Source organism: Spinactinospora alkalitolerans, from assembly GCF_013408795.1.
In the GTDB taxonomy this organism is placed as follows: Bacteria; Actinomycetota; Actinomycetes; order Streptosporangiales; family Streptosporangiaceae; genus Spinactinospora; species Spinactinospora alkalitolerans.
Map to the genome: position 1 here is coordinate 2,517,716 of NZ_JACCCC010000001.1, position 19,048 is coordinate 2,536,763.

A 19,048-nucleotide genomic window follows, 5' to 3' on the forward strand; every position below is an offset into this window, starting at 1 on the left:
GGGAACGGATCGGTGAAGACCGGTTCCACCCGCGCGTCCCAGCCGTGTCAGCGGCTCTCCGGCCCGCCCACCGGTACGAGGTTCCCGGCCTGAGTCCGTGGCGGCGAGGGGGCGGCGCGCCGTTGTCGGCGGGGCAGGAACGCCGCGATCGCCAATGCGGTGAGCGCCGCACCCGCGCCGATCCCCATGACCAGGCGAAAGCCGTTCATCGCCCACCCGCACGCCGTCCCTCCCGGGGTGGGCCTACACGACCCCCTGGGGTCGAGGCGGAAGGGGCCCGCCCGTACGCCCACTCCATCCCGGGGGCGAGGTTGAAACCCAAGGTCAAGATCAGCGAGAGAACCACCGTGTGCGCCCGCAGCCGTCCTCGCTGCCGCTTTTCCGCCTGAGACCGCCCGTCGCCCGGCGGCGAACAAGGCCGTACAGCGCACCTCGGCCGCCCGGCCACCGACCACCCGGCGCGACTTCTGCAGACCTCGGTAATCGGGTGGGGCCTGCCCGAACAGCCCCGGCTGCAGGCGAGCGGAAATCTGGAAGGGCTCACGACCGGGACGCGGTAGGGGCAGGTGCGGACGACCCGGCCCGGTGCCTCGGCGTTCTTCCGCGCAAAAGCCGTCGACGGACTGATCGACGACATGCTGTCCGCTCCCAGGCCGGTGGATCGGGTCGAGGCGTTCCGCTCTCCCATGCCGTCACCGGTGATCCGCGAACTTCTCGGGGTGCCCTGTTCCGAACCTGATACGACGCGGGGTGGGTACGGTGAGCGTCGCCGAGGGGCCGTGCCGACAGCGGCGACGGCGTCGTGGTGCGGCTCGTCGACCATGCACGAAGTGGGCGAGCGCACGCCATACCCGGCGTATTCGGGGGCAGCGACCCAGAGTGCACGATCGTGAATCCAGGTGTGGGGACCGGTATGGAGCAGGAGACGGCGCCGCCGCAGCGGAGCGAAGCCGCGGCGCAGGGAACGTTGGACCGGATGAGGCAGTGGCTGCGGCGGGCGGCCGGATCGGACGGCCATGAGCGCCACACCCTGCTGCTCATCGGCAAGAGCACGCTGGCGGCCTGTGTCGCCTGGGCGATCTCCTACCACCTGATGAAGGCGCAGTCGCCGGCGTTCGCGCCGTTCTCGGCCGTTCTGATGATGCAGGTCACCGTCTACCAATCGGTGGCCCAGTCGCTGCGCTACGTCGGTGCGGTGAGCGCGGGCGTGGCGCTGCAGGGCGTACTCGGCTTCCTCGCGGGCCCCGACCTGCTCACGTTCGCGCTGGTGGCGTTGGCGGCGCTGGCGATCGGCCGATGGTCTGCGCTGGGGTCCCAGGGCTCCCAGGTGGCGACGGCGGCCTTCTTCGCCTTCTCCACCTACATCGCGGCCGCCGGCACGGCCGACCGTTTCGCCCAGCTCGGCCAGATCATCGTCCTGGTCCTCATCGGATGCGGCGTGGGGGTGCTGGTCAACCTGGCCGTCCTGCCGCCGATGCGCTACCGCAGCGCCGAGTACGGGGTGCGCACGCTGGCCCATTCACTGTGCGACCTGGTGGGCGACATGTACCCGGCGCTGCGCGAAGGCGAGCTGGACGGGGAGCGCACCGGCCATTGGCGGCAGCGGGCGGCGCAGACGGAGTCGATCGTCCATCAGGCCCGCACCGCGGTGCGCACCGCCAAGGAGAGCGTCTACTACAACCCGCGCCGCCTGCTGCGGCGGCACCAGGGCGACACCTCCTTCTCCGGTTACGGGGCCCTGGTCGATGCCCTGGAGCGGGTCTCCTTCCAGCTGGCCTCGGTGACCCGCAGCCTGGAGCGGTGGGACGACGGCGATTCGAGCCCTCAGGGCCGGGAGTTCCTCCGCTGTTTCGGCGACTTCCTCGCCTCGGTCGGGGTGATCACCCGGCTGCTGAGCGAGGTCGACGAAGGTCGACTGGCCGAGCAGGCCCGGGAGCTGTGCGCACAGAGCAGGGAGGCGCAGAAGTGCCACAGGCGGCTGACCGAGGGTGCCGAGCAGGGCTTGCTGCCGCTGACCGACCACTCGCGCCCCTACGGGATCCTGCTGGCGGATGCGAGCCGGCTGATGGACGAGCTCCAGTACACCTGCGACGTGCTCCAGCAGTGCGTGGAGCGCGAAACGGCGGATCCAGCCCCGTAGAACCCGGGGGCCGGGAGTCCGTCCGGCATGGGGAGATATGGGGGCAACGGAACGGCCGTCAGCACCAAGGGTTCGATCTCCACACGTGCGAGGCCGACGAATACTGTTTCGGCGAGCCAGCGGTGCGCCGTGTCGGGCCGGACCGGAGTGCTGAGCGCTCTTCAGCATGGCCCCGACCTCGTCCGCCGTCTCGTGCAGGGCCTGGAGGCGTTGGAATCCCTGGTCCGTTGGCGTCCTACACGCCGCACACCATCAGCGAGGAGCGTTCCCTGCGCATCGAACTGGCGGAGGTCCGGCAGCGTGGTTTCTCCTTCTGCCGAGGCCACATCCACCCCGACGCGGCGGGCGTCGCGGTGCCGGTTCGGCAGGACGACCGCGTGATCGCCGCAATGGGGCTCGTCGTGCCCAACGACGACGGCGCGTGGGCGTTCAGCCGACCGCTCATGCTTGCCGGCCTGGCGCTGAGCCGTGCGCTGAGCAGCGCTCCGGATCCGATGAGAGGCGGGGAGCCCCGGCCGGTCGCCGGAGAGTGACCGTCTTCCCGGCACACGGTCGGTGCGGGACTCACGGCCCGTGTAGCCGTCTTCCGGTGACCGGTGGTCAAGGAAGGCGGAAGCGGGAGACCGAGGGGTCGGGGCCGGGACCTGGCGTGCGTTCTCTGTCGTGACCAGCCGTTCCGGGTTCGTTGTGGGGGCGTATGGGGCCGTTCCCGAATGTCCGGATGCCCCGCCGGTGCGATCCGGGACATCACCGTCTTTCCGCTGAATGGAAGCAGTATGGCTCCGCCGCCGGAGTGCGTCCGATGCTCGGACCACACCCCCGGAGTCACGAGGAGTTCTCATGGCGGTGAACACGTTCGCCACATCCCCTTCGAACGGCGGTACCGATCCGACCGCGGTGGCGTCGCTCCGGGTGACCGGCAAGGTCGAGGCGGCCGACGGAGTCGTGGCCGCGGCAGAGGAGGCCGGTACGGGTGGCCGCCGGTTCGACGTGGAGCTGCGGCGCTCGGGTACGACGCTCACGGTGGGCTCGGACCGGTCGCTGCTCCAGGTGCTCGGTGAGGCCGGCGTCCACGTCCTGTCGTCGTGCCGCCAGGGCCTGTGCGGCACCTGTGAGACCGCGGTGCTCAGCGGTGTCCCCGACCACCGGGACTCGATCCTCGACGAGGACGACCGCGCCGCCGGGGACTGCATGTTCGTCTGCGTCTCCCGGGCGCGCTCCGAACGCCTCGTCCTCGACCTGTGACTCCCTCACCTAAGGACCACGCGACGCCTGCGACCGACATGCCCCCCGCGACGGTTTCCCTGGACGCCGACCCCTTCGCCCCGGAGGTGCTGGAGGGCCCGCTCGCCCTCCAGGCGCGACTGCGCGAGGCCGGAGCCGCCGTGTACCTCGAACGCCACGGCGTCTACGCGCTGGCCCGGTACGAGCACGTCCACGCGGCGCTGACCGACTGGCAGTCCTTCCAGCCCGCCGCCGGTGTGGGCCTGGCCAACTTCCGGCACGAGAAGCCGTGGCGCGCGCCGAGCCTGCTGCTGGAGGCCGACCCGCCCCGGCACGACGCGCCCCGGGCCGTTCTGAGCAGGATCCTCGGACCGCGTGCGATTCGGAGGCTGCGCGGCGCCTGGGCGGAGGACGCCCGCGAGCTCGTGGACCGGGTCGTGCGCAGCCCCGAGTTCGACGCCGTCGCCGACCTCGCCCAGGTCTTCCCGCTGCGGGTGTTCCCCGACGCGGTCGGCCTGGAGCACGAGGGGCGGCAGCACCTTTTGCCCTACGGAGACCACGCGTTCAACGCCTTCGGGCCGTCGAACGCACTGGTGGCCAAGGGCACTCCGCACGTCGCGGAGCTCTCGGCGTGGGTCGGCGGCCAGTGCGCCCGTGAACGGCTGGCGCCCGGCGGGTTCGGTGCCGCGATCTGGGAGGCGGCCGACCGCGGCGACATCACCGCCGAGCAGGCACCGCTCATCGTCCGCTCCCTTCTCACCGCCGGAGTGGACACCACCGTGCACGCTCTGGGCGCGGTGCTCTACGCCTTCGCCACCCATCCCGACCAGTGGAGGCGCCTGCGCGAGGACCCCCGACTCGCCCGCGTCGCCTTCGACGAGGCCGTGCGCTGGGAGTCGCCGGTGCAGACCTTCTTCCGTACGGCGACGGGCGACGTCGAGATCGCGGAGACCACCGTCCCCGATGGCAAGAAGATCCTGATGTTCCTGGGCGCGGCCAACCGCGACCCGCGCCACTGGAACGATCCCGATGCCTTCGACCTCGCCCGCGACCCATCGGGGCACGTGGGCTTCGGCATGGGCATCCACCAGTGCGTGGGCCAGCACATCGCGCGCCTGGAGGCGGAGTCGCTGCTCACCGCCTTGGCCGAACGCGTCGAGCGAATCGAGCTCGCCGGCACACCGCGTCGGCACCTCAACAACACCCTGCGCGCCTGGTCCTCGCTACCGGTGCGCGTCCGTACCGGCTGACAGCGGCCCCCGGGTCGCCGGTGCCCGGCTGGCGGGAGCCGCCGCGATCATCGCCGTCGACGTCGACGGCCGCAAGCTCGGCAAGGCACGACGGGAGTCGGGCGCCGCGCACACCGTGAACGCCTCACACGCGGATCCGATCGAAGCTGTACGGGAACTCACGGGTGGACACGGCGCCGCACATAACCCCGACGCCGTCATGGCGAAGGTGGGAGACCGCCGGGTGTCGGACGTCAGCCGTCGCCAGTGGGGCGGTGGGCGGTTCTAGCGCTCGGCCGGGTCGGCCGCTTCCACGCGCCTCCCCACCTCGGCGAGCACACCGCGCAGCCAGGCGTGCCCCGGATCGCTGTGGTGGGTGGGGTGGTACCAGAACGCCTCCAGGACCGGCACCGCGTCGTAGGGGCAGGGCAGCACGCGCAGATCCGCCATGCGGGCCACCCGGCGCGCCAGCCGCTCCTGCAGCAGCGCGATCCGGTCTGTGCCGGCGATCAGGAACGGCAGCGACTGGAAGTTGTCGACCACCGCCTCCACGCGCGGCTCGACCCCGAGCATGCTCAACTGGCGTGCGGCCGAGGCGAAGGCGGTCGCGCCGCGGAAGGTCATCGCCCAGGGCAGCCGCCGCAGGTCGGCCATTGTCAGCTCCTCGCCCACGCCGCTGTTGCCCGAAGCGACCACGCACACCCACCGGTCGGTGTAGAGGTCGAGTGAGGGCTGGTCGGCGATGAAGCCGTGCGGCATGACCAGGCCGTCGACCGCACGGAGCGTGGTGTCGCTGTCGTCGACGGCGCCGATGCTGATCTGGCGGAAGTGCACCCGCACCTTCGGCGCGGCGCGTTTCAGCTGCGCCATCAGCTCCTCGCCGAGGACCGCGATGGCGTAGTCGGAGGCGACCAGGGTGAACTCGCGGTCGGAGGCGGCGGGGTCGAAGGCGGGTTGGGCGGTGAAGACGCGCCGCACCATGGTGACGGCCAGCGCCGCGTGGTCGCGCAGGGCCGCGCCCAGCGGCGTCAGTTCGTAGCCGTTGCCCACCCGCACCAGCAGTTCGTCGCCGAAGTGGCGGCGCAGGCGGGCCAGCGATCCGCTCATGGCCGGCTGGCTCAGCCCGATCCGCTCCCCGGCCCGGGTGACGTTGCGTTCCTCCAGCAGCGCGTGCAGCGCCGTCAGCAGGTTGAGGTCGAGGCTCTCCAGCCGCATCGCCATGCTCCTTGCATCGCTCCCACCAATGCCCCCCATACAAGGTATCTATTTCCGTGATCGTCGGCAGAGCGCCAGAGTGAGGGCAGTCACTTTTGGAGGCAACGTGGTGGAGACATCCCCGCAGCCCGGCGACCGCTTCGCGCTGGGCACCCTCGCGGATGGCGACCGCGAGTTCCCCGCACTGGTGGTCGGCGAGCACGTCTTGGACCTGTCGCAGTCCGGCGTCCTGGACCACCCGTCCGACGGGTCCGTCACCCTCATCGGGATCCTGGAGTCCTGGGACCTGCACCTGTCCCGACTCGTCCGACTGGCCGCTGAGACCGGCCTGCCCTGGACCGATCTCAGCGGGTTCACGCTGCGCGCGCCGCTGCGGCCCGGCCAGGTGCTGCAGTCGGGCGCCAACTACCGCACCCACGTCATCGACCTCGCCGTCGCCCACCGCGCCGTCGCCGGACCCGAGGACGAGGCCGCGACCCGCGCCGAGGTCGGGGCGATGATGGACCGCCGCGCCGCTGAGGGCGCCCCCTACCTGTTCACCGGCCTCCCCTCAGCCGTCGCCGGGCCCTACGACGACCTGGTGCTCCCCGGCTACAGCGACAAGCACGACTGGGAACTGGAGTTGGCCGCGGTCATCGGCCGCCCCGCCTTCCGCCTCTCGCGCGAGCAGGCGCTCGACTGCGTCGCCGGCTACACCATCGCCAACGACATCACTACCCGCGACCTGGTGTTCCGCGCCGACATGCCTGAGATCGGCACCGACTGGCTGCGCGCCAAGAACGCCCCCGGCTTCCTGCCGCTGGAGCCCTACCTCGTTCCGGCGCACTGCGTCGCCGATCCCACGGACCTGCGGGTGCGGCTGGCGGTCAACGGCGAGACCATGCAGGACGAGACCACCAAGGACATGCTCTTCGACGTCGCCGCCCTGGTGGCCGCCGCATCCCAGACCGTCCGGCTGGCCCCCGGCGACCTGGTGCTGACCGGCAGCCCCGCCGGCAACGGCATGGCCACCGGCCGGTTCCTGCGCGAGGGCGATGTGATGGAGGGCTCCATCACCGGACTGGGCAGCCAGCGCACCGTGTGCAGGGCCGAGCGGTGAGCGGCACCGCAGAGCACGCGGCCGCACGCACCGCGGAGGAGGCCGTCGCCGAAGCCGCCCGCGCCTACTCCAACTGGGGCCGCTGGGGCGGCGACGACGTGCGCGGCACGCTCAACTTCCTCGAACCGGCCATGCGCGCGCGGGCCGCCGCGCTCGTGGTGCGCGGGGAGTCCTTCTCGCTGTCGCAGCGCTTCGACATGAACGGCCCGCAGAAGGGCTGGCGGCGCCGCACCAACCCCGTGCACACCATGCTCGACACCGGCACCGACGCCGCACTGGGCAAGCAGGGCTTCCCGCACGGCATCGGCGGCGCCGACGACGTCATCGCCATGCCGCTGCAGTGCTCCACCCAGTGGGACGGCCTGGGCCACATCTTCGACCACGGCAAGGCGTGGAACGGGCGCGACGCCGCCGAGGCGGTCACCTCGGACGGGGACCTGGTCACCGGGATCGAGACCATCGCCGAGGTGGTGGCCGGGCGCGGAGTCCTGCTGGACGTGGGCCGGGTGGTGGGCGACGGCGGCGAACTGCCCGACGGTTTCGCCGTCACCGCCGAGCACCTGGAGACCACCGCCGCCGCGCACGGGGTCGAGGTCGGCCGCGGCGACATCGTGTGCGTGCGCACCGGACAGCTCGCCCGCGTGCGCCGCGAGGGCTGGGGCGACTACGCCGGAGGGCCGGCCCCGGGCCTGTCGTTCTGGAGCGCCGGATGGCTGCACCGCAGCCAGATCGCCGCGATCGCCACCGACACCTGGGGCTTCGAGGTGCGCCCCAACGAGTTCCCCGACGCCTTCCAGCCGCTGCACCAGGTGGCCATCCCCAACATGGGGCTGCTCATAGGCGAGATGTGGGACCTGGAGGCCCTGGCCGCCGACTGCGCCGCCCATGGCGGCTACGCGTTCCAACTGGTCGCGGCGCCGCTGCCGATCACCGGAGCCGTCGGCTCGCCCGTCAACCCCATCGCATTGAAGTAGCGAGGCACCGCCATGAAAGTACTGATCGTCGGCTGCGGCATCACCGGTTCGGCCCTGGGCATCCTGTTGGCGCGCGCGGGCGCCGAGGTCGACATCGTCGAGCTCGAACCCAAGTGGAGCACGCTGGGCTCAGGCATCACCCTGCAGGGCAACGCGCTGCGGGTGCTGCGCGAGCTGGGCGTGTGGGAGCAGGTGGCGGCCGCCGGCTACGCCTTCGACTCCCTGGGCATCCGCGCCCCCGACGGCACACTGCTGTTCGAGGGCCAGGACCACCGCACCGGCGGACACGACCTGCCCGCCACCCTGGGCATGGACCGGCCCGACCTGCAGGCCGTCCTGCTGGCCGAACTGCGCCGCGCCGGCGCTCGCATCAGCCTGGGCCGCACCGTCCAAGCGCTGGAGGACACCGGCGCGGGCGTCGACGCGGTCTTCGACGACGGCACCGCCGACTTCTACGACCTCGTGGCCAGCGCCGACGGAATCCGCTCCCGGGTCCGCACGATGCTCGGCATCGCCGACACCCCCCAGCCGGCGGGCATGGGCATCTGGCGGGTCCACGCCCGGCGCCCCGGCAGCGTGACCCGGACCGACCTGGCCTACGGCGGCCCCTGCCACATCGCCGGCTACTGCCCCACCGGCGCCGACACGCTCTATGCCTACCTGGTGGAGGACGCCCGCCCCTTCGAGGACGTGCGCGCCGAGGACAAGGCCGCGGTGATGCGCGAGCTGGCCGCGCCCTACGGCGGGGCCTGGAAGGAGATCGCCGAGGACATCACCGACCCCGACCGGATCAACTACACCTGGTTCGAGTCGCTGCTGGTGGCGCGGCCCTGGTACCGGGCAAACACGGTACTCCTCGGCGACGCGGCGCACGCCTGCCCGCCCACCGTCGCCCAGGGGGCGGCGATGTGCCTGGAGGACGCCTGGGTGCTGTCCCAATTGCTCATCGAGCGCGGCGGCGCCGGCCCCGACGTGCTGGAGGCGTTCATGGAGCGCCGGTTCGAGCGGGTGCGCACCGTCGTCGACAGCTCGCTGCAGATCACCCGGTGGCAACTGGAGGGCGCACGCGACGCCGACGTCCCCGGCCTGATGGGGCACGTCGCCGCCCTGGTCACGGAGCTTCCATGATCGTCGATGTGCACGCCCACGTGCTGCTGCCCGGTATCGAGGAGGCACTGGCCGACCACCCCGGCCTGGTCGAGCACCGCGCGCTGGAGGCCCGCCGCAACGGGCTGCGGGCGCAGGAGGTCTCCGGGCGCATGATCGGCGAGCGCCTTGCCCGGCTGACCGACCCGGTCGTGCGGCTGGCCGACATGGACGCCGCCGGGGTGGACGTGCAGATCGTCAGCCCATCGCCCTCCCACTACCACTACTGGGCGCCGCCGGAGGAGGCCGAGCGGATCTACCGGACGGCCAACGAGGGCGTGGCCGCCCACTGCGCGCACGCGCCGAGCCGCCTGCACGGGCTGGGTCTGGTGCCGCTGCAGCACGCGGACCTGGCATCGGCCGCACTCGACCACGCACTGGACGCGGGTCTCAAAGGTGTGGAGATCTCCTCCCACGCGCCCGGCCGGGAACTCTCGGATCCGGCCCTGGAGCCGCTGTGGGCGCGCGCCGACGAGCGGCGGGCGGTGGTCTTCGTGCACCCCTTCGGCTGCACGCTCGGCGAGCGGCTGGACCGCTGGTACCTGTCCAACATCGTCGGCCAACCGGTGGAGAACGCGGTCGCACTGTCGCATCTGATCTTCTCCGGGGTGCTCGACCGCCACCCGGACCTCAAGGTCGTCGCCGCCCACGGCGGCGGCTACCTGCCCACCCACCTGGGCCGCGCCGACCACGGCTGGCGCGTCCGGCCCGACGCCCGCGGCTGCGCCCGCGAACCCGGCTCCTACCTGCACCGCATCTGGTTCGACTCGCTGGTCCACGACCCGCGCGTGCTGCGCCACCTGGTCGAGGCCGTCGGAGCCGACCGGGTCGTGCTCGGCTCCGACCACCCCTTCGACATGGGCACCGACGACCCGCTGGCCGCACTGCGCGGCGCCGGCCTGGACGCCGCCTGTGTCGAAGCGATCAGCGGCGGCAACGCCGCCGCCCTGTTCGACCTGCCCGCGATCGGCACCCGCACCGCAACCCGAAGGAAGTGATCACCGTGTCTGAGCGCCTCATCACCCACCTGCGCCACGTGGCACTGGCCGTACCCGACTACGACAAGCAGCACGCCTTCTTCACCGACATGTGGGGTCTGAGCGAGGTCGCCACCGACACCGGCCTGTCCTTCCTGGCCGCCGAGGGCTCCCCGGAGAACTACATCGTCCGGCTGCGCCGGGCCGAGGAGAAGCGCGTCGACCTGATCGCTTTCGGCGCCGAGACCCCCGCCGACGTCGACGCGCTCGCCGACCGGCTCATGGCCGCGGGCGTCGAGATCGTCGGCGAACCCGGCTCGGTGGACACTCCCGGCGGCGGCTACGGGTTCCGCTTCTTCGACGTCGACGGCCGCACCGTGGAGGTCTCCAGCGGCGTGGCGACCCGCATCCACCGCAGGGTCGAGGAGCGCGAAGCGATCCCGGTGCGCCTCTCGCACGTCGTGCTCAACTCCACCGACATCGACCGCACCCGCCGCTGGTACGAGCACCACCTGGACTTCGCGCTGTCGGACACGCTGAGCTCCCCGCATATGGGCGAGGTCATGCACTTCATGCGGTGCAATCCGCAGCACCACAGCATGGCCATCGCCAAGGGCCCGCACCCCTCGCTGCACCACATCTCCTTCGAGATGCGCGGCATCGACGAGTACATGCGCGGCACCGGGCGGCTGCTGCGCGGCGGTGTGCGCAAGATCTGGGGGCCGGGACGCCACCTGGCCGGCGACAACACCTTCTCCTACTTCCTGGACCCGCACGGCAACACCCTGGAGTACACCACCGAACTCGAACTGCTCGACGAGGACTCCTGGCACCCCCACGTCTACGACTTCTCCCAGCCCGAGGTCACCGACCAGTGGGGCACCGCCAACCCCATGGACGAGTTCGTGGCCAAGGAGTCCTTCAACGACCCCGATCGCGGCGTCTTCGTCGCCCCGCCCGTCTAGAGCACACAGAGTCGCCCCGCCCAGCCGGAGACCAGGGAACCAGAGAAGAGAGGAGACGCGGTGCGTTTCGCCCGCTATGAGTACGAGGGGCGCGTGCACAGCGCCGTCGTCGACGGCGACGCGCTGCACCCGCTGCCCGCCGACCTGCTCATGCTCATCGACTCCGGCGAGCTGCACGCGGCCGGCCGCGCGGCCCTGGCCGGCCCGGCCGGGCCGCGCCTGGCCGAGGTGCGGCTGACGGCGCCGCTGGACCCGCCGACCGTGCGCGACTTCGTCGCCTTCGAGGAGCACGTCGAAGGGGTCCGCCGCAGCGTCTCCGGCGCCGAGGGCGTACCTGCGCAGTGGTACGCGGCGCCGACGTTCTACTTCGCCAACCCCTACGCGGTCATCGGTCCCGGCGACGACGTCGCCGTGCCGCCCGGCTCGGCGGCGCTGGACTTCGAGCTCGAGGTCGCCGCCGTCATCGGGGCACCGGGCCGCGACCTCAGCCCGGAGCAGGCCCGTGAGCACATCGTCGGCTACACCGTCTTCAACGACTGGTCGGCCCGCGACCTGCAGTCCGCGGAGATGCAGGTGGGCCTGGGCCCGTGCAAGGGCAAGGACTCCGCCGCGACACTGGGCCCGTGGCTGGTCACCGCCGACGAGCTGGAGCCCTACCGCGACACCGAGGGGTTTTTGCGCCTGGCGCTGACCGCCGAGGTCAACGGCGAGGTCGTCGGCCGCGACCTGCTGTCCAACATGGGCTGGCCGTTCGAGGACCTCATCGCCTACGCCTCCCGCGGAACCTGGGTGCGCCCCGGCGACGTCCTGGGCTCGGGCACCTGCGGCAACGGCGGATGCCTGGCCGAGCTGTGGGGACGGCGCGGCCGCCAGGACCCGCCCCCGCTGCGGCCCGGCGACACCGTGACACTGACCGTGGAAGGCATCGGCACGGTCTCCAACGCGGTGGTCACCGGAGCCGAGCCGGTGCCCATCGCCCCCGCGCGCGCCCGGCCCCGCGAACGGACCTGACCCGCCGCGCGGGGGTGTGGGCGAGGAGGCGTCGGCGGGCGAGCTGAGGACCTGCACCGCCGCCACCGTGGCCGGCGACGGCACCTGGCGGGTGGGCTCGGGCGCCGTCGTGGCCGCCGACCTGCTGATGGGCGAGTACCGCGACGCCCGGCTCGAACCGCACGGGTGGGACCGCCCCGGTTTCGGCGGCGCGGCCTGGCCCACCCCGGCCACCCCTTCGAAAGTCCTGGGTGAAGGACTGGATGTGGCCGGAGAGCCAGTCGGCTCCGCCGTAGACGACGTCGACGCCGGGGGCCTGCCGGGTGGTGTAGCCGCGTTCCTGGCGGGGTGAGTGCAGATCGATGGTGTCGTCGGACAGGCCGGCGGCGGAGCCGAAGACGATCTGGACCAGCCCGGCGTCGGCGTGCTCCTCCACATCCTCATCGGGGGCGGCCACGATCAGATCGGCGACACCGTCACCATCGACGTCATTGGCAACAGCCACAGGCTGGGCGTGGACCGGAGAGGCCGCCAAAGGAGCCAGCAGAACCAGCCCAGGAAAAGGCCAGACCTCTTCGCTCTAGGAGCGGGGGAGTCACTCGCATTATATTCCTTTCGCGTCGCCGCCACAGAGCGCACCGAACACTCGGCACTCCCGGCTCCGCGGCGGACCGCCAACGGTTGAAGATCAGCCGGCAATCGGCCGGACCGGCATCTGTACAGGTTGCTATCTGCCGCTGTCACACGGTCCGGTGCCGCGTACACCTGGAAAACGGGATCTCTTGTGCTCTCGCCGATTGGCCTGTCCGGCGACTACCTCAGATGTCCCTGACCGAGCTCGGTGAGAGGAGTGCCTCCCATGATTCCCGGGCATGTAAGGTTCCAGCCTGGACTGCGAAGGGGGATAGGTGCGTCCAAGCAAGGAATCTCAGTTGGCACGGAGATTGATGGTGGCTTCAGCCTGCGTATTTCTGGCTCTTGGCCTTGTCGGATCGCATTGGGTGTAGGTGTAGTTGTTGACTTCTTGACGCCTGGAGTCGGGTCGGCGAATCTCCCTGCCTTGCTGGATCCAGCAGAAGTGCAATGATGGACGCTTCGGCACTTGATCGCACCCGATAAAGACTTCTGATCGTTCTCCGTAGGGGGATGCTTCAAGGGCCGGCTTGCAGGCATTCGGTCAGGCCGGTGACCTGTTCGGCGAAGGTGCGTCTGGTACAGGCCGGGGCGGTGCACAGGAAGCGGCGGATGGTGAGGTCGATAACGGCCCGTCTGCCGCTCAGGGCGGTGTCATGGAGCCGCCGTCGGTAGCGGCTGTGCACCCGTTCGGACGTGTTGTCGCAGGTGGGGCATCGTGCGTGGGGTGCGCGGGGGCGGGCGTGAATCCGCACGAGGTCGGGGGCCTGATCAACGCGTTCGACGATGATCCCGGCCAGGTGCGGGAGGAGGGCACCGAGGTATTGGTCGGTACACGCTCGTCATCCTTGCGGGCCTGGGCCGCTCCGGGGGCCGTTTCCGTCACGAAATACGGGCTGGATCCAGTATTCACGTGTCGCCGGCACTGACCAGCTCCGAGCCGCATCCGACCGCCGAGGAGATCGCGGTCGGCGATGCGCAGCGGTCTGTCCGACCTGGCTCCCGGTGATATCGACCAGCTCGCCGTCCTGATCCGCGCCCGACTCAAACTCATGCAGTACCACCCCGAGTTGCTCGAGGGGTGTCTCGCCGGGACCGGGTTGTCCCTGGGACCGTGATCCCATAAATCCAACCTCAGCAAGCATTGACTCACGTTCCCCCATGTGACTTAATTGATCCATCGGTTCACTAGGTAGACCGAGTAGGTTGGCTCGGTCGTTTCCGACGGTACGTCTGGTCAACGGGCTTATCAGGCTCACACAGGTTCTAGACCGGGCCCCGCGCAGCCTTACCAGATAGGTCACGGAAGGCCGGCAATGACACAAACCCGAATGCGTCCGTCTCCGACGACGCCACCGGTTCCTCAGGAGTCCGTGCCTGTCCGGCAGTGGGCGACCCCCTTCGTCAGCGCGCTGGGATGGTTCTTCGGTGTCGCGGTGGTCGGAACCGCACTGTGGGAGGGCTACAAAGCATTCGGCCAGTTGACTGGCGACGTCTTCCCTGGTACTGACATCAACCTGCCAGTTTCCACTGATGACTTGGCGATGCCCCACACCTGGTCAATCGCGGCCTCGCTCATCGAACCCGTGCAGCGGGGAGTCGACATCTCTCTCGGCTCTTACCTGGTGCAGCAAGCGATGGTGACACTCCAGGAATCCTTCGCCGGACTGCTACTGGGCACGCTGGTGGGAGTACTACTGGCAGTGGTGTTCCTGTGGTTCGGTGCGGTACGCCAAGGACTGATGCCCTGGGTGGTCGCCTCTCAGACGGTGCCGCTTGTGGCCATCGCCCCCATGGTGGTGGTCTGGGGCGGACAATTGGGGCTCCCCGCCGGGATAACAGTCGCCGCGATCTCCGCTTACCTAGCGTTCTTTCCCATTGTCATCAACATGCTGCGAGGTCTGCAGTCTCCGCCGACGATTCAGGTCGATCTCATGCGTTCGATCGCTGCCTCTAACGGTCAGAGTCTGAGAATGCTGCGCTTTCCTGCCGCGCTTCCGTACTTGTTCGCCGGGCTGCGCGTGGCTGCCACAGCCAGTGTGATCGGGGCGATCGTCGGGGAACTCTCGGCCGGGACCGGGAACGGAATCGGCCGGGTGATCCTCAACTTCACCTACTACTACTCCAGTGGGCCGGAGAAACTGTACGCAGCCGTGCTCGTAGCCTCCTTGGCCGGCATTGTCTTCGTTCAGTTCATCCATCTGGCCGAAGGTCTGCTCCTACGCCGCCGACCGCGCAGCTGATTTTTTACCCAAATCGTCCTCTGCTCTCGTAGGAGATTTAAACCGCCGCGTATGTCCCGATGAAAGGTAAGCCGGTGAGTAACCGTGTGGTGATCGACGTCGATAATGTTGACAAGGTCTTTGACGCCTCCGGCAAGAATTCCGTTGCTGCTCTGCAGGGCATCGACCTGACTATCGACGAGGGGGAGTTCGTCTCGCTACTCGGCCCCAGCGGGTGCGGAAAGAGCACATTGCTGCGCGTCATGGCCGACCTCACTGCTTCCACCAGTGGGCGTATCGAGGTGAACGAAAAGAGCGCCACCCAAGCACGGCAAGATCGTGACTACGGGATGGTGTTTCAGCAACCAGGTCTGTTCGAATGGCGTTCGGTGCTGCGTAATGTCGAACTCCCGCTTCAGGTAGCCGGAGTAGCTAAGGAACAGCGGCGTCAGCGCGCCCAGAAGATGCTCGAGCTAGTCCATCTCTCCGATTTCGAGCGTCACTTTCCGTGGCAATTGTCCGGTGGCATGCAACAGCGCGTCTCCATCGCCCGCGCCCTTACTAGCGCCCCAAAGATCCTGCTTATGGACGAGCCGCTCGGCGCGCTCGACGAGATGAACCGAGAGTATCTGCAAAGTGAGTTGCTGAGGATCTGGGACAGCACGAAGACCACCGTCGTCTTTGTGACGCACAGCATCTCCGAGGCGGTGTTCCTCTCCAGTCGGGTCGTGATCATGTCGCCCCGGCCGGGCCGTGTGGCGGGGGTCGTGGAGGTCGACCTTCCCTATCCGCGTACCGCGCGAACGCGCACCAGCCCGGAGTTCTACGACAAGGTCACCGAGGTCCGCACGGCGCTGCACGCTGTGCTGGCCGAGACGGAGACGGTCTGATGACCGCGATCGATTCGTCCTCAGCCCGAAGCTCGCTGGTGTCTCCGTCCTGGCTCCTCCACAATGTGCTACCAGTGATCGTAGCGCCTGTGGTGATCCTGACCTTGTGGCAGGCGCTGGTGCGCGGCTTCCAGGTGGATTCTTTCGTGCTACCCGCCCCCACCGATATCGCCGGTGCGCTCGTCGAGGAAATCGGTACGATCCTCTCCGCGTCGACGGTAACCGTTCGCGCTGTCCTCCTCGGCCTTGCCAGCGGGGTGAGCGGCGGTGTGACTGTGGCCTTGTTACTAGCCCGTTTCCGGTCGCTCTCGGCGCCGATCTTGACCGTTGCCGTCATCGTCAACTGCGCGCCGATCGTTGCGTTGGCGCCAATCTTCAACAACTGGCTGGGTACCGCGAGCATCGCCTCCAAAGCCGGAGTAGCGGCGATCATGGTGTTCTTCCCGGTTCTTGTGAATACCACACGTGGACTGCTCAACGTCTCCGCCCTGCACTTGGAGGTCATGGAATCCCTGGCAGCGAGTCCGCGTCAGGTAACTCTCTGGGTGCGCCTTCCCAACGCGCTGCCTTATCTGTTCAACGGGGTGAAGTTGGGAACGACCCTCAGCGTCATCGCAGTTATCGTCAGCGAGTACTTTGGCGGCCCAGCTGACGCGCTCGGTGTCTATATCGCACAGATGGCGGCGCTGCCTCGCTATGCCGAGGCGTGGGCGGGAATCCTCGTCTCCGCTGCGTTGGGCCTCGCTCTCTTTGGACTGGTCAACCTGCTGGAACGGTATTTGATGCCCTGGAATGCCACTACGGGTTCCGGCGGGTAACCGAATCGCCTCTCGCGTATCGGCTCGATCGAACAAAGGATCTTTCCATGGTCTCCCTCATCTCCCACCGGGCTCGCCCGTACTGGGCGCAGCGGCTGTTGTCGATCACGGCACTCGGACCTCTACTGGCGCTCGGAGCATGCTCTGCCCCCAGCGCCGACCTTGCCACACCCGGCACTTCCACCGGCGATGGCGTAGCCGATCACTGTGAGAGCGGAGACGAGGTGCGCGTCGTACTGCAGTGGGTGGCCCAATCGCAGTTCGCCGGCTACTACGCGGCCCAGGATCAGGGGTTCTACGCTGACGAATGTCTGGAGGTCACCATCCAGGAGGGCGGGGTGAACGTAGTTCCGCAACAAATGCTCTCATCGGGCAACACCGAGTTCGCGGTTAGTCACGTTACCAAGTCGATGGCGACCCGGGAGGAGGGCGCAGATCTAGTCAACATCGGCCAAATCTTTCAGCGAGGTGCCTATCTCCAGGTGAGCTGGGCCGATTCGGGCCTTGAAACCCTCTCCGACCTGGAGGGCCAGAAGGTCGGGAGTTGGGGGTTTGGCAATGACCTCACCCTACGCGCGGCGATGGCAGGAGAAGGCATGGATCTGGAAGAGGACACCACTATGGTGCAGCAGCCTTTTGACATGTCCCTGCTGCTCAACCGCGATATCGACTCTGCCCAGGCCAAGACCTACAACGAGTACGCGCAGCTTCTGGAAGCGACCAATCCTGAGACCGGAGAGTTGTATCAGCCTTCCGACTTCAACACCATCAACCTTCAGGATCTGGGCTACTCGAGTCTGGAGGACGGCGTCTATGCTCGGGGCGAGTGGTTGAGGGACGAAGAGAACCAGGACATCGCCACCCGCTTTCTTAAGGCCACCTTCGAGGGGTGGGCGTTCTGCCGAGATCACTTCGAGGAATGCACTGACATTGTACTGGATAACGGCAGTACACTCGGCTACAGCCACATGGCTTGGCAGCTCAATGAGGTGAACAGACTCATCTGGCCTTCTCCTGAGGGTATTGGCGCCGTTGACGAGGATGCCTGGCAGCAGACGATTGACATTGCGATGCAGGGTGATGTCCTCGCTACCGAACCGGACGCGGGTGCCTACCGCACCGACCTCAGTGAGGCCGCGTTGGAGGCCGCACGAGAGAACGGCGTCGATGTAATCGGAGACGACTATGAACCAGAGGATGTGGAGTTGGCTCCGGGGGGCGAGTAACGACTTGGTGCGCGACAGCTGATACCACAGCCGTGCGGGACGACCATGACTGTGACGTCAGGACGGACCCGCACGGCCTTGAGCTATCGCATCCGCACCGGGATCTCGAGCCGCCGCCCGGGCAGGCTGATCACCGAGTCGCCCGCGCTATGGAAAGCCCGGCATGAGTCGCGGCTGTGTCCCATGCCGGGTTCTTCGGACGTCATCACATCCGGTACGGAACAGCTGCGAGAGCGTCGAGGCCATGACCGGTAGCGCGCCGCCCTGATCGTCTTCTACGACGTGGACCGCTCCGCCATCACCCGGACCGTCCGCGAGATTCGGCCCCTTCTCGTGGCCCGAGTGGTTGAGTCGGCCTGGAGCGCGGTTCCGGTGTTGCCACCGGCCCGTTTCTCCAGGTCGCTCGTTGAACCCGGCGTACCCGTCGCCGAGTACCGGGCTCTCCGCGGTTCCTCGTCGGGCTTGTTCTCAGGCTGTGGGCCAAGGGCTGGGGGTCGTGTCGCCCCGATAGCGGTACCGGGTGACCGCCGGTGTCCGCGCCAGATTGATCAGTTCGATCCCGTCCGCGGTGACCGGTAACCACGATCCGTAAGGGCCGCGCACAACCTCGTTAGCCGGAGTCGCGGGCGCGGCTCATGGTCCGAGGGTCCCCTTGACATCCCAACTAACACAGAAGAGTATATATGAACCAGCGGTTCGCTTGCCGAACCGATGTCAGATTCCTGGAGGAGAGCCGTGCGCGTTCGGGTCCGCAAGATGATCAAGCAGCTCGATGAGACGAGGCTGGAAAACGGCCGTGCCGTGGACCCGGTGCACCGGGTCGCGTTCGCCGGGGCCGTCATCGAGAACCCGTACCCCAGTGAGTACGTCCAAGATCTCGTCACCCTCGCCGACGAGCTGGGGGAGGAGATCGGTGAGCTGGTCGGTCCCGCCTGTGTGGAGCTGCTCGGGGGGGAAGTCGAGGCGTTCGGCAAGGCCGCGCTCGTCGGCATCGAGGGAGAGGTGGAGCACGGTTCGGCGCTGATTCACAACCTGCGCTTCGGTAACGTCTTCCGCTCCGTCGCCGACGGTACCGAGTTGCTGCCGGCCGCCGAAAAGGTCGGTCTCCCGGGCAGTCCGATGGACATCCCGATTAAGCACAAGAAGGACGCCAAGACCCGTTCCCACCACCAGACGGTGACGCTCCAGGTCGCCGATGTCCCCCGGCCACGCGAGATCTTCGTCGTCTGCGTCGCCGCGAACGCCGGCCGCCCGCTGGCCCGTCTCGCCGCCTTCGGCGCCGAGACCCAGAACCAGTAGT

The 19,048-nt window shown here is 68.7% G+C and carries 21 protein-coding genes and 1 pseudogene; 18 read left to right on the top strand and 4 right to left on the bottom strand.

From position 1 onward, the window contains the following. Positions 1-47 precede the first annotated feature (47 nt). Positions 48-209, bottom strand: coding sequence for a hypothetical protein (locus tag HDA32_RS11085; protein WP_179643115.1), 162 nt, complete (start codon positions 207-209; stop codon positions 48-50). Positions 210-889: 680 nt separating this feature from the next. On the opposite strand from HDA32_RS11085, the gene HDA32_RS11090 reads away from it, so the two are divergent. The 5 genes and pseudogenes from HDA32_RS11090 to HDA32_RS30570 form a co-directional block, all read left to right on the top strand. After that, positions 890-2,140 carry an FUSC family protein gene (locus HDA32_RS11090; protein WP_312863131.1) on the top strand — a complete coding sequence of 417 codons (1,251 nt, stop codon included), beginning with the start codon at positions 890-892 and terminating at the stop codon, positions 2,138-2,140. A 227-nt stretch (positions 2,141-2,367) separates the two neighbouring features. Beyond that, on the top strand, positions 2,368-2,673 hold the full coding sequence (locus HDA32_RS30565) for an IclR family transcriptional regulator domain-containing protein (protein WP_246334296.1): 306 nt from the start codon (positions 2,368-2,370) through the stop codon (positions 2,671-2,673). Between the two features lie 307 nt (positions 2,674-2,980). Next, on the top strand, positions 2,981-3,385 hold the full coding sequence (locus HDA32_RS11100; RefSeq protein WP_246334297.1) for a 2Fe-2S iron-sulfur cluster-binding protein: 405 nt from the start codon (positions 2,981-2,983) through the stop codon (positions 3,383-3,385). A 38-nt stretch (positions 3,386-3,423) separates the two neighbouring features. Next, positions 3,424-4,614, top strand: coding sequence for a cytochrome P450 (locus HDA32_RS11105; protein WP_179643116.1), 1,191 nt, complete (start codon positions 3,424-3,426; stop codon positions 4,612-4,614). A gap of 13 nt (positions 4,615-4,627) precedes the next feature. Further along, positions 4,628-4,813 (top strand): annotated as a pseudogene (locus HDA32_RS30570) (zinc-binding dehydrogenase); the annotation flags it as partial. 65 nt (positions 4,814-4,878) lie between these two features. On the opposite strand, the gene HDA32_RS11115 reads toward HDA32_RS30570, so the two are convergent. After that, complete coding sequence (locus tag HDA32_RS11115; RefSeq protein WP_179643117.1) at positions 4,879-5,808, bottom strand: LysR family transcriptional regulator; 930 nt, start codon at positions 5,806-5,808, stop codon at positions 4,879-4,881. A 106-nt stretch (positions 5,809-5,914) separates the two neighbouring features. On the opposite strand from HDA32_RS11115, the gene HDA32_RS11120 reads away from it, so the two are divergent. Genes HDA32_RS11120 through HDA32_RS11145 form a run of 6 tightly spaced genes read left to right on the top strand, consistent with a single transcriptional unit; the run spans position 5,915 to position 11,980 of the window. Continuing rightward, positions 5,915-6,907: a fumarylacetoacetate hydrolase family protein gene (locus HDA32_RS11120; RefSeq protein WP_312863132.1), complete on the top strand. Its 993-nt coding sequence runs from the start codon at positions 5,915-5,917 to the stop codon at positions 6,905-6,907. Further along, complete coding sequence (locus HDA32_RS11125) at positions 6,904-7,881, top strand: cyclase family protein (RefSeq protein WP_179643119.1); 978 nt, start codon at positions 6,904-6,906, stop codon at positions 7,879-7,881. The genes HDA32_RS11120 and HDA32_RS11125 overlap by 4 nt, the downstream gene beginning before the upstream one ends. A gap of 12 nt (positions 7,882-7,893) precedes the next feature. Next, positions 7,894-9,009, top strand: a complete 1,116-nt coding sequence (locus HDA32_RS11130; RefSeq protein ID WP_179643120.1) for an FAD-dependent monooxygenase — start codon at positions 7,894-7,896, stop codon at positions 9,007-9,009. Further along, positions 9,006-10,025, top strand: a complete 1,020-nt coding sequence (locus HDA32_RS11135; RefSeq protein WP_179643121.1) for an amidohydrolase family protein — start codon at positions 9,006-9,008, stop codon at positions 10,023-10,025. Before HDA32_RS11130 ends, HDA32_RS11135 begins: the two co-directional genes overlap by 4 nt. Positions 10,026-10,030: 5 nt before the next feature. Then, the gene (locus tag HDA32_RS11140; protein ID WP_179643122.1) at positions 10,031-10,969 is read left to right on the top strand and encodes a VOC family protein; all 939 of its coding nucleotides are present in this window, start codon (positions 10,031-10,033) and stop codon (positions 10,967-10,969) included. A 60-nt stretch (positions 10,970-11,029) separates the two neighbouring features. After that, positions 11,030-11,980: a fumarylacetoacetate hydrolase family protein gene (locus HDA32_RS11145; protein WP_179643123.1), complete on the top strand. Its 951-nt coding sequence runs from the start codon at positions 11,030-11,032 to the stop codon at positions 11,978-11,980. Here HDA32_RS11145 and HDA32_RS32240 read toward each other — a convergent pair. Continuing rightward, positions 11,919-12,422, bottom strand: coding sequence for a hypothetical protein (locus HDA32_RS32240; protein ID WP_512700862.1), 504 nt, complete (start codon positions 12,420-12,422; stop codon positions 11,919-11,921). The genes HDA32_RS11145 and HDA32_RS32240 overlap by 62 nt on opposite strands. On the opposite strand from HDA32_RS32240, the gene HDA32_RS32245 reads away from it, so the two are divergent. Beyond that, the gene (locus tag HDA32_RS32245) at positions 12,312-12,644 is read left to right on the top strand and encodes a hypothetical protein (RefSeq protein WP_246334299.1); all 333 of its coding nucleotides are present in this window, start codon (positions 12,312-12,314) and stop codon (positions 12,642-12,644) included. The two genes, HDA32_RS32240 and HDA32_RS32245, sit on opposite strands and share 111 nt — an antisense overlap. Positions 12,645-13,110: 466 nt before the next feature. Here the strand turns inward: HDA32_RS32245 and HDA32_RS32050 are convergent, their stop codons facing one another. Next, on the bottom strand, positions 13,111-13,347 hold the full coding sequence (locus tag HDA32_RS32050; protein WP_376766952.1) for a transposase family protein: 237 nt from the start codon (positions 13,345-13,347) through the stop codon (positions 13,111-13,113). 219 nt (positions 13,348-13,566) lie between these two features. Here HDA32_RS32050 and HDA32_RS11165 point away from each other — a divergent pair, with 219 nt between their 5' ends. The 6 genes from HDA32_RS11165 (at position 13,567) to HDA32_RS11190 (ending at position 19,047) form a co-directional block, all read left to right on the top strand. Next, positions 13,567-13,710, top strand: a complete 144-nt coding sequence (locus HDA32_RS11165) for a hypothetical protein (RefSeq protein WP_179643126.1) — start codon at positions 13,567-13,569, stop codon at positions 13,708-13,710. Between the two features lie 255 nt (positions 13,711-13,965). After that, positions 13,966-14,835, top strand: coding sequence for an ABC transporter permease (locus HDA32_RS11170; protein ID WP_179643127.1), 870 nt, complete (start codon positions 13,966-13,968; stop codon positions 14,833-14,835). Positions 14,836-14,909: 74 nt separating this feature from the next. Next, on the top strand, positions 14,910-15,704 hold the full coding sequence (locus tag HDA32_RS11175) for an ABC transporter ATP-binding protein (RefSeq protein WP_218882404.1): 795 nt from the start codon (positions 14,910-14,912) through the stop codon (positions 15,702-15,704). Then, entirely contained in the window at positions 15,704-16,522 is an 819-nt protein-coding gene (locus HDA32_RS11180) for an ABC transporter permease (RefSeq protein WP_179643129.1), read from the top strand. The genes HDA32_RS11175 and HDA32_RS11180 overlap by 1 nt, the downstream gene beginning before the upstream one ends. A gap of 47 nt (positions 16,523-16,569) precedes the next feature. Next, entirely contained in the window at positions 16,570-17,748 is a 1,179-nt protein-coding gene (locus HDA32_RS11185; RefSeq protein ID WP_179643130.1) for an ABC transporter substrate-binding protein, read from the top strand. Positions 17,749-18,483: 735 nt separating this feature from the next. Further along, positions 18,484-19,047, top strand: coding sequence for an amino acid synthesis family protein (locus HDA32_RS11190; RefSeq protein WP_312863133.1), 564 nt, complete (start codon positions 18,484-18,486; stop codon positions 19,045-19,047). Position 19,048 lies beyond the last annotated feature (1 nt).

Excerpts from the sequence above, each read along its gene's own strand:
- HDA32_RS11085 (WP_179643115.1), bottom strand. The coding sequence starts at position 209 with ATGAACGGCTTTCGCCTGGTCATGGGGATCGGCGCGGGTGCGGCGCTC.
- HDA32_RS11100 (WP_246334297.1), top strand. The coding sequence starts at position 2,981 with ATGGCGGTGAACACGTTCGCCACATCCCCTTCGAACGGCGGTACCGAT.
- HDA32_RS11105 (WP_179643116.1), top strand. The coding sequence starts at position 3,424 with ATGCCCCCCGCGACGGTTTCCCTGGACGCCGACCCCTTCGCCCCGGAG.
- HDA32_RS11115 (WP_179643117.1), bottom strand. The coding sequence starts at position 5,808 with ATGCGGCTGGAGAGCCTCGACCTCAACCTGCTGACGGCGCTGCACGCG.
- HDA32_RS11130 (WP_179643120.1), top strand. The coding sequence starts at position 7,894 with ATGAAAGTACTGATCGTCGGCTGCGGCATCACCGGTTCGGCCCTGGGC.
- HDA32_RS11135 (WP_179643121.1), top strand. The coding sequence starts at position 9,006 with ATGATCGTCGATGTGCACGCCCACGTGCTGCTGCCCGGTATCGAGGAG.
- HDA32_RS11165 (WP_179643126.1), top strand. The coding sequence starts at position 13,567 with ATGCGCAGCGGTCTGTCCGACCTGGCTCCCGGTGATATCGACCAGCTC.
- HDA32_RS11180 (WP_179643129.1), top strand. The coding sequence starts at position 15,704 with ATGACCGCGATCGATTCGTCCTCAGCCCGAAGCTCGCTGGTGTCTCCG.
- HDA32_RS11185 (WP_179643130.1), top strand. The coding sequence starts at position 16,570 with ATGGTCTCCCTCATCTCCCACCGGGCTCGCCCGTACTGGGCGCAGCGG.